General features: G+C 61.9%; 7 protein-coding genes. All 7 read left to right on the top strand.

Annotated elements, in window-relative coordinates:
* The coding region (gene mreC / locus AAAB16_RS02395) for a rod shape-determining protein MreC (RefSeq protein ID WP_340661894.1) at positions 1 to 1,104 on the top strand (1,104 nt) is incomplete at its 5' end.
* Entirely contained in the window at positions 1,101 to 1,589 is a 489-nt protein-coding gene (mreD, locus tag AAAB16_RS02390) for a rod shape-determining protein MreD (RefSeq protein WP_340661893.1), read from the top strand. The genes mreC and mreD, both read left to right, overlap by 4 nt.
* Before the next feature lie 56 nt (positions 1,590 to 1,645).
* Complete coding sequence (locus AAAB16_RS02385) at positions 1,646 to 2,248, top strand: nucleoside triphosphate pyrophosphatase (protein WP_340661892.1); 603 nt, start codon at positions 1,646 to 1,648, stop codon at positions 2,246 to 2,248.
* On the top strand, positions 2,245 to 3,702 hold the full coding sequence (rng, locus tag AAAB16_RS02380; RefSeq protein WP_340661891.1) for a ribonuclease G: 1,458 nt from the start codon (positions 2,245 to 2,247) through the stop codon (positions 3,700 to 3,702). Before AAAB16_RS02385 ends, rng begins: the two co-directional genes overlap by 4 nt.
* An 88-nt stretch (positions 3,703 to 3,790) precedes the next feature.
* Positions 3,791 to 7,636 carry a YhdP family protein gene (locus AAAB16_RS02375; protein WP_340661890.1) on the top strand — a complete coding sequence of 1,282 codons (3,846 nt, stop codon included), beginning with the start codon at positions 3,791 to 3,793 and terminating at the stop codon, positions 7,634 to 7,636.
* A 33-nt stretch (positions 7,637 to 7,669) separates the two neighbouring features.
* A complete protein-coding gene (locus AAAB16_RS02370; protein WP_340661889.1) occupies positions 7,670 to 8,509 on the top strand; it encodes a carbon-nitrogen hydrolase family protein in 840 nt (279 codons plus the stop codon).
* Between the two features lie 41 nt (positions 8,510 to 8,550).
* A partial coding sequence (gene tldD, locus AAAB16_RS02365) for a metalloprotease TldD (protein ID WP_340661888.1) occupies positions 8,551 to 9,833 on the top strand: 1,283 nt, incomplete at its 3' end.

Here is a 9,833-nt window from a genome sequence, read left to right as displayed (position 1 = left end):
ATTAAGCCGCTCTTTGCCAAGGGGCCCTCCCTCGGGGTACGCCTGCTGGTGCTGGTGGTGTTGTCGGCCACGCTGATGGTGGTCGATGCCCGCTTTGATTCCCTGAAATCTGCGCGCAGCCAAATGGGCTTGGTGCTGACGCCATTCTATTGGTTGGCCGATTTTCCGATCCGCCTGTGGGATGGCGTCACCCAGCAATTCACCAGCCGCAGCGAATTGCTCGGCGAGAACGAAAAGCTCAAAGCCGAAGCCTTGCTGTTGGAGCGACGCCTGCAAAAGCTGGCAGCGTTGACCGAGCAGAACGTGCGCTTGCGCGAGTTGCTCAACTCGTCGTCGCTGGTGGATGAAAAAGTATTGGTCAGCGAGCTGATCGGTGTTGACCCCAATCCTTTCACCCATCGCATTCTGATCGACAAGGGCGGCAAGGACGGCGTGTTCCTCGGCCAGCCCGTGCTTGATGCCCGTGGCCTGATGGGCCAGGTGGTGGAAGTGATGCCCTACACCTCGCGGGTGTTGTTGCTCACCGATATCACCCACAGCATTCCCGTGCAGGTAAACCGTAATGGCCTGCGCGCCATCGCCAGCGGCACCGGTAACCCGGAGCGCCTGGAGCTGCGCCATGTGGCTGACACGGCGGATATCAAAGAAGGCGATCTGTTGGTGAGCTCGGGCCTGGGCCAGCGTTTCCCAGCGGGTTACCCGGTCGCGGTGGTCAAGGAAGTGGTGCATGACTCTGGCCAGCCGTTTGCCATTGTCCGCGCCGTGCCGACTGCCGCGTTAAACCGCAGCCGTTATGTATTGTTGGTGTTCTCGGACACCCGCAGCCCGGAACAGCGCGCCACCGATTCGGCCGAGGCGCAGGAAAAAGTTGATCGTCAGGCCGAGCAAAACGCGGCGGGTACTCAGCCCGCTGCGGCGCCAGCCTCGGCCACACCGGCGCCTGCTCCGGCGGCACCAGCCAGTGCTACGCCTGCCGCACCGGTCGCTACGCCCAAACCGGCCGCCGCGCCTAAGCCAGCTGCCACGCCTAAGCCAGCCACTACGCCAAAACCAGCAACCACGCCCACACCAGCCAAGCCGGCTACTCAGGGAGAGCGTCGATGATTGGTTTGCGCCCGAATAATGGCTGGGTGATCTGGTTTACCCTCGGTTTGGCCTTGTTGCTCAGCGTGGCGCCGTTGCCAGACTTTATGGAAGTCGGCCGTCCGCTGTGGCCAGCCTTGATCCTCACGTATTGGGTGCTGGCGCTGCCGCATCGCGTCGGCATGACCACCGCCTGGCTGCTGGGCATCGGCGTGGATGTGCTGTACGGCACGCTGCTGGGGCAGAACGCGTTGATCCTTACCCTGATCACCTTTCTGGTACTGAGCCTGCACCAACGCTTGCGTATGTTCCCCATGTGGCAACAGAGCTTGGTGTTGTTGGTGGTGTTCGGCCTGGCCCAGCTGGTGCAGTTGTGGCTCAATGCGTTGACCGGCAACCGTCCGCCAACCCTGGCCTTTGTGCTGCCGGCCTTGGTCAGCGCGTTGCTCTGGCCGTGGGTATCGGTGTTTTTGCGCGGTGTCCAAAAGCGTTTGAACGTCAACTAAGCGGGGCGAGGCTTTTCTAGCCAGCGCCTCGGTACTGCTCGACAGGGAGAGGTCTGATGGCCACGCTTTACCTGGCTTCCGGGTCTCCACGACGCCGCGAGCTGCTGACGCAGATCGGTGTCCCGTTCCAGATTCTTAGCGCCCCTATCGACGAAACTGTGCTGCCTGCGGAGTCGGCCGCCGCCTATGTGCAGCGCCTGGCCTTGGCCAAAGCGGCAGCGGGTTTGGCGACCTTAGAAAAGCCTGCTGATGCCGTGGTACTGGGTGCAGACACCGCCGTGGTGCTTGATGGCCAGATTCTCGGCAAACCGCTCGACCAGGCCGACGCGCTGGCCATGCTGCAATTACTTTCCGCTCGTGAACACCAGGTCATGACTGCCGTGGCATTAAGCGACGGCCAGCGCAGCCAGGTGTGCCTGGTGGTGAGCGACGTCAGCTTTCGCGCCATCTCCGCCGCCGAAGCGGCGACCTACTGGCTCAGTGGCGAGCCGCAAGACAAAGCCGGCGGCTACGCTATTCAGGGCCTGGCCGCGGTCTTCGTTAACGCAATGCGCGGCAGCTATTCAGCGGTGGTCGGCCTGCCCTTGTGCGAGACTGCAACCTTACTCGCCGAATTCGGCATTCCCTGCTGGCAGGGCTTTAGCGAGAAGCAGCCATGAGTGAAGAAATTCTGATCAATATCACCCCCATGGAATCGCGTGTGGCGGTGGTGGAAAACGGTGTGCTGCAAGAGGTGCACGTTGAGCGCACCCAGCGTCGCGGCATCGTTGGCAATATCTATAAAGGCAAAGTGGTGCGCGTGCTGCCGGGTATGCAGGCGGCGTTTGTCGATATTGGCCTGGAGCGCGCGGCGTTTATCCACGCCTCGGAAATCTCTACCCGTGAAGGCGCGGCGGTGGAAACCATCAGCGCCCTGGTGCACGAAGGCCAAAGCCTGACCGTGCAGGTGACCAAAGACCCCATCGGCAGCAAGGGCGCACGCCTGACCACGCAGCTGTCGATCCCCTCGCGGTACTTGGTGTATATGCCGCGCACCAGTCATGTCGGCATTTCCCTGCGCATCGAAGATGAAGTCGAGCGCGAGCGCCTGAAAAAAGTGGTGGCCGATTGCATCGCCGCAGAAGGCATTGAAGAGGTCGGCGGGTTTATTTTGCGTACCGCTGCCGACGGTGCCGGGGCTGATGAAATCGTCGCCGATATCCGTTACCTGCGTCGCCTGTGGAGCCAGATCGGCACGCAGATGAAAACCGCGCCAACGCCTTCGGTTATTTACGAAGACCTTAGTCTGGCCCTGCGCACCCTGCGTGATCTGGTCAGCCTGCGTACCGAAAAGCTGCGTATCGACTCGCGGGAAACCTTTCAGAAGGTCACCCAGTTTGTTGATGAGCTGATGCCAGAAGTCGCCGACCGAATCGAGCACTACCCCGGCGAGCGGCCGATCTTCGACCTGTATGGCGTGGAAGATGAAATTCAGCGCGCGCTGGAACGCAAGGTGCCGTTGAAGTCGGGCGGTTATCTGGTGATCGACCCGGCCGAGGCGATGAGCACCATCGACGTCAACACCGGCGCCTTTGTTGGTCACCGCACCCTGGAAGAAACAATTTTCAAAACCAACCTGGAAGCCGCTACTGCCATTGCCCGGCAACTGCGCCTGCGCAACCTGGGCGGCATTATCATCATCGACTTTATCGACATGGAAGATGAGGAGCACCAGCGCCAGGTACTACGCACGCTGGAAAAACAACTGGAGCGCGACCACGCCAAGACCAACATTATCGGCATTACCGAGTTGGGCCTGGTGCAGATGACCCGCAAGCGCACCCGCGAAAGCCTTGAGCAAATTCTTTGCGAGCCGTGCATCAGTTGCCAAGGGCGCGGCAAGTTAAAAACCCCGGAAACCATCTGCTACGAAATCTTCCGCGAAATCTTGCGCGAGGCGCGGGCCTACCAAGCCGAGAGCTATCGTGTGTTGGCCAATCAGAAAGTGGTCGACCGCCTGCTGGATGAGGAGTCGGGTAATGTGGCTGACCTTGAGAGCTTTATTGGCCGCACGATTAAATTCCAGGTCGAGAGTATGTATTCGCAGGAACAATATGACGTGGTCCTACTCTGAGTCCTCTCGCGTCGCCAATTGCCCTTACGTATAACGACGGCTCGCCGAAATTGACTCGGCCACAAAATAAAAGGAAAGCCGCCAAACCATGCAGCGCCTTGTTCGCTTAATCGCCACCCTGCTGCGTTGGGGTTTGTACCTCTGTGCCACGGGCCTGATCGTGGCGGCGCTGTATGTCAGTGTCGGTCGGCTGCTGGTGCCGATGGTGGCCGACTACCGCTTGCAAGCCGAAGACAAAGTCCGCGAAGCGGTTGGGTTGCCGGTCAGTATCGGCAGCCTGGAAGGCAGTTGGCGGGGGCTGGCGCCGTTGTTGGTGGCCCACGATGTACAAGTGGGTGAGGGGCCCAGTGCCTTGCGCCTGGACCAGGTACGGGTGGAGCCGGACCTATGGGCCAGTCTGCTGGCCCAGCGCGTGCAAGTAGGCAGCCTGGAAGTCGACGGCCTGCAACTCAGTGCCGTGCAAGACGCCGAAGGCCAGTGGGCCTTCGAAGGCCTGCCGCAGCGCAACGACAATGCGCCGCTGGACCCCGAACAAATCCTGCGCAGCCTCAAGCGCATCACCCAGCTTTCCCTGGTTAACAGCCAACTGACCCTTGAGCCGCAACAGGGCAAGCCGCTGACCTTTACCTACGTCAACCTCGATTTGCTCACCGGCAGCAGCCGCCAGCGTTTGGCCGGGCGTTTGACCTTGCCCGATGGCCAGCCGCTGAGCCTCAGCGTCGATGCCCGGGTAAAGCCGAAAACCTGGCGTGAAGCCCAGGCCGAGATCTACCTCAGCCTGCCGCAAAGCGACTGGGCGCAGTGGTTGCCGGCCGGCGTTACGCGCGACTGGCAGGTGCAGCGCTTGCAGGCGGGCGGCGACTTCTGGCTGTCCTGGGCCGATGGCGCGGTGCAGCGTGCGGTGGCGCGGCTGCATGCGCCGGAACTGCGCGCGGCCTATGCCGAACGCCCGGCGGTGCAAGTGGATGATCTGGCGGTGATGGCCTATCTCAACCGCACAGAGCAGGGCTATACCGTGCTGCTGAATTCTCTGGCAGCCACCCTCGGGGAAACGCGTTGGGGCGAAGTGCAGGTCGGCCTCACCTACCAAACTGCCGCCGACAATCGCCCGCAGAGCTACCAAATCACCGCCGACCGTCTCGACCTGGCGCCGCTGACGCCCCTTATCGAAGGCCTGGCGCCGCTGCCAGCCAAAGCCGCCGACGTGCTGCACGGCCTGCAACCGCGAGGCGCGCTGCATAACGCACAGGTCACTATCACGCCCCAAGCCAGCGACCCTAATGGGCGCGTGCAGTTTGCCGCCAACCTCCAGCAAATCAGCTTTAGCGCCTATGGCGGCGCGCCAGCGGCAGAGAATGTCAGCGGTAGCGTCAGCGGTGATCTCGGCCATGGCGAGCTGCGCATGGACACGGAAAATTTCGCCCTGCACCTGGACCATCTCTTCCCCAAGCCCTGGCACTACCAAAAGGCCAATGCGCGCCTCACCTGGACCCTTAATGCCGACGCCTTCACCTTGATTGCGCCGTATATGAAGCTGGTGGGCGACGAGGGCAAGCTGGCCGGCGACTTCCTGATTCGTCTGACCCTGGCGCCAAACACCGAAGACTATATGGACCTGCGCGTCGGCCTGCAGGAAGGTAATGCCCAGTATGTGGAGAAATATTTACCCACTCTGGTGCCCAGCTTTAGCCAGGATTTGGCCAAATGGTTGACCACCGCCATCCACAGCGGCGCCATTGATCAAGGCTATTTCCAATACCAAGGTTCACTAAACAAAGGCGCCGAAGACGCCGCCCATAGCATCAGCCTGTTCTTTAAGGTGCACGACACCGAACTGGCCTTTCAGCCCGGCTGGCCGGCACTGAAAAGCGTCAGCGGCGATGTGCTGATCGAAGACACTGGCGTGCGCGTGCGTGCGCCCAGTGGCCAGTTACTCAACAGCACGGTCAGCGAGGTAAATGTTGATGTACCCCATGTTGCCAAAGGCCAGCCATCGCGCTTGCTGATTACCGGCAATGTCGACAGCAGCATGGCCGATGCCTTGAAAATTCTGCAGGAAGCGCCGATTGGCACCGGCTCGGTATTTGCCGGCTGGGGCGGCGAGGGCGCGCTGAAAGGCAAGCTCAATCTAGATATTCCCTTGGGGCCTGGCCCGGCCACACGTGCCATCGTCGACTTCTCCGCCGATGGCGCCACGCTTAGCATGCCATCGCCCAAGTTGGACCTTAGCCAGGTTAAGGGCGACTTCCGCTACGACACCGCCACCGGGTTAAGCGCGGCCGATATCCGCGCCCAGGTGTTTGGCCGTCCCGTTCGCGGTAAAGCGATAGCCAGTAAAACCGTAGGCAAGCCCACCAGCCGTATCGAAGCCAGCGGCACCGTGGCGCTGAAAAGCCTCACCGATTGGCTGGCGGTGACTCGGCCGCTGCCGGTTTCCGGCGAGCTGCCGTATCAGTTGGCCGTGACCCTGGACGGCGACAACAGCCAGTTACAGGTCGACTCCACGCTTAAGGGTCTGACTGTCGACTTGCCAGCACCACTGGGCAAAGCTGCTGCCGATGAGCGCCGCAGCCAATGGCGCATGAGTTTGCAGGGCGCCGAGCGCAGCTACGCGCTGACCTACGATAAATTCGCCAGCCTGGCTGCCAGCGCGCCCGCCAGTGGCATCAGCGATGGCCGCGCTGAACTGCGCCTGGGCAGCGGCACCGCCAGTGTTCCTAGCGCCAAGGGCTTGCAGGTTAATGGCGAAATTACCGAGCTGGACGCCAGCGTCTGGCAGGACGTGGCCAAGCGCTACGCCGGCGACCAGGCGGCCAGCGCCAAGCAATTCTTCAACAGCGCCGATCTGCACATCGGCGCCTTCCACGGCCTGGGCGCAGACATTGATAACCTCGATGTGAAGATGACCCGCCTGGACACGGGCTGGCGCATCAACCTGGGTAGCGACAAAGTCAGCGGCCAGGTTGGCCTGCCAGTGGCCGATGGCGCGCCTATCGATGTGCAGCTTAAACACCTGCGCTTTCCGCCAGCGCAGCCGCCCAAGCCGGCGGATCCGAACGCCGTGGAAGTGGACGAGCCAGACCCGCTGGCCGATGTTGACCCGCGGCAGATCCCCGCGCTTAACCTCAGCATCGACCGCGTTTACCAGGGCGATGCGTTGCTTGGCGCCTGGTCGTTAAAGGCACGGCCAGCGGCGAACGGGGTGAACTTTAGCGAGGTCAAGATGGGCCTCAAAGGGTTGCAGCTCGAAGGTGATGTGGGTTGGCAGGGCGCGTCGGGTTCCACCAGCAGCTCGTTCAAGGGGCGGATCGGCGGCGGCAATCTGTCCGACGTATTGCTCGCCTGGGGCTTTGCGCCCACCGCCACCAGCGAAGACTTTCATATGGATATCGATGGCCGCTGGCCGGGCTCGCCAGCCTGGATCAGCCTTAAGCGTTTTAGCGGCAGCCTCGACCCAACCTTGCGCAAAGGCCAGTTTGTCGAAGCCCAGGGTTCGACCGCTGCGCTGCGGGTATTTGGCCTGCTGAACTTCAACTCCATCGGCCGTCGCCTGCGCCTGGACTTCTCCGACCTGTTGTCCAAAGGCCTGAGCTACGACCGGGTGAAGGGCCTGCTGGTGGCCAGCAATGGCGTGTACGTGACCCGTGAACCAATTACCCTGACCGGGCCGTCGAGCAACCTGGAAATGAACGGCACCCTGGATATGGTCAGCAACCAGGTCGATGCCAAGCTGTTGGTGACGCTGCCTTTGAGCAATAACTTGCCGTTGGCGGCGTTGATCGTCGGCGCGCCGGCCATTGGCGGTGCCCTGTTTGTGGTGGATAAACTGCTGGGCAAACAGGTCGCCCGTTTTGCCAGCGTGCAGTACACCGTTAAGGGCGCTTGGCAGGACCCGAAGATCAGTTTCGACAAGCCTTTTGAAAAACCTCGCTAGTCTTATGGGCGTGAGCGTGGCTTTGGAGCTCGTATGGCCCTTGCGGTAATTCAAATGGTCAGCCAGGACGATGTGCTGGCTAATCTGGCCCAGGCCCGGCAATTGCTGGAGCAAGCCGCCGAGGCCGGCGCAAAACTGGCCGTGCTGCCGGAAAACTTCGCCGCCATGGGCCGTAGCGACTTCGCCGCCATCGGGCGTGCCGAGGCGCTAAGTCACGGACCGATCCTGCCATGGTTGAAACAGACCGCCCGCGACCTCACCTTATGGATAGTCGGCGGCACAATCCCGCTGCCGCCAGAAGGGCAGCCCGACGCCAAGTCCCATGCCTGCTCGCTGTTGATCGATGATCAGGGCCAGCAAGCGGCGCGTTACGACAAGCTGCACTTGTTTGATGTCGACGTCGCCGACAGCCGTGGCCGCTACCGTGAGTCGGATGACTATGCCTTTGGCGGCAATGTGGTGGTGGCGGATACGCCGGTGGGGCGGTTGGGTTTGACCGTGTGTTACGACCTGCGCTTTCCCGAGCTGTACAGCGCGCTACGTGAGGCCGGGGCAGAATTGATTACCGCACCGGCAGCATTTACTGCGGTAACGGGCGCGGCGCACTGGCAGGTACTGCTAAGGGCGCGGGCCATTGAAACGCAGTGCTATATCCTCGCCGCGGCACAAGGCGGCTTGCACCCAAAGGGGCGCGAAACATTTGGCCATGCGGCAATCATCGACCCCTGGGGCCGGGTGCTTGCCGAACAGGCCCAAGGCGCGGCTGCGCTGTTGGCCAACCGTGATGCGGTTGAGCAGGCAGACATCCGCCAGCGTATGCCGGTGTTTGCACACCGCCGATTTGCTGTGTCGTCGCTTAAGGCGCCGACCTGAAGGCACCGATTTAAAAGGCCACAGCGCCTATTGGAGTAGCTATGAGCGACCTGTTGATGTCCGTCAGCGAGCACCTGTTGGGGCCGGGCGGTTTGACTCTGGAACACTTGCCGGGCGTGCTGGGCGAGTTGGTTGGGCCGGGGATTGATGCCGCTGACCTGTATTTCCAGGGTCAGGTTTCCGAGACCTGGGTGCTGGAAGACGGCATCGTCAAAGAAGGCAGCTTTAACCTTGATCAAGGCGTGGGCGTGCGTGCCCAGTCCGGTGAGAAAACCGGTTTTGCCTATAGCAACGCGATCACCGCCGAAGCCCTGAGCCAGGCCGCCCGCGCGGCCCGCTCGATTGCCCGCGCTGGCCAGCAAGGCCGCGTGCAGGCCTTTGTCAGCCCGGAAGTGGCGCGTTTGTATGCGCCGGATAACCCCTTGGAAGTGATGACCCGCGCGGAAAAGGTCGAGCTGCTCAAGCGCGTCGATATCGCCACCCGTGCCCTTGACCCGCGTATTACCCGTGTGACCGTCAGCTTGGCGGGCGTATGGGAGCGAATTCTGGTGGCCGCCGCCGATGGCAGCCTGGGCGCCGATATCCGCCCCTTGGTGCGCTTTAACGTCAGTGTGATTGTTGAGCAGAATGGCCGTCGTGAGCGCGGTGGCCATGGCGGCGGCGGGCGTTCCGACTACCTGTATTTCCTCACCGAAGACCGTGCCATGGGTTATGCCCGTGAGGCGCTGCGCCAAGCCTTGGTTAACCTGGAAGCGATCCCGGCACCCGCCGGCTCCATGCCGGTGGTGATGGGCGCGGGTTGGTCTGGCGTATTGCTGCACGAAGCGGTGGGCCATGGCCTGGAAGGCGACTTCAATCGCAAAGGCAGCTCGGCCTACAGCGGCCGTGTTGGCGAAAAAGTCGCCTCCAGCCTGTGCACCATCGTCGACGATGGCACCCTGTTCGGCCGCCGTGGCTCGCTGAGCATGGACGACGAAGGCACGCCGACCCAATGCACCACGCTAATCGAAAACGGTGTGCTCAAGGGCTATATGCAAGACAAGCTCAACGCCCGTCTGATGGGCGTGCCTGTCACCGGTAACGGCCGCCGCGAAAGCTACGCCGCCCTGCCGATGCCACGTATGACCAACACCTACATGCTGGCTGGCGAAAGCGACCCGGAAGAAATTATCCGCTCGGTGAAAAAGGGCCTGTACTGCGCCAACTTAGGTGGCGGGCAGGTGGATATCACCAGCGGCAAATTTGTGTTTTCCACCAGCGAGGCCTACTTGATCGAAGACGGCAAACTCACCGCCCCGGTCAAAGGCGCCACCCTGATCGGCAA

This window comes from Pseudomonas sp. (assembly GCF_037994325.1).
GTDB lineage: Bacteria > Pseudomonadota > Gammaproteobacteria > Pseudomonadales > Pseudomonadaceae > Aquipseudomonas.
This window is presented reverse-complemented; position numbering and strand designations above follow the sequence as displayed.

Bases quoted from the DNA above. Each gene is read 5' to 3' on its own strand.
- mreD (WP_340661893.1), top strand. From the start codon at position 1,101: ATGATTGGTTTGCGCCCGAATAATGGCTGGGTGATCTGGTTTACCCTC.
- AAAB16_RS02385 (WP_340661892.1), top strand. From the start codon at position 1,646: ATGGCCACGCTTTACCTGGCTTCCGGGTCTCCACGACGCCGCGAGCTG.
- rng (WP_340661891.1), top strand. From the start codon at position 2,245: ATGAGTGAAGAAATTCTGATCAATATCACCCCCATGGAATCGCGTGTG.
- AAAB16_RS02375 (WP_340661890.1), top strand. From the start codon at position 3,791: ATGCAGCGCCTTGTTCGCTTAATCGCCACCCTGCTGCGTTGGGGTTTG.
- AAAB16_RS02370 (WP_340661889.1), top strand. From the start codon at position 7,670: ATGGCCCTTGCGGTAATTCAAATGGTCAGCCAGGACGATGTGCTGGCT.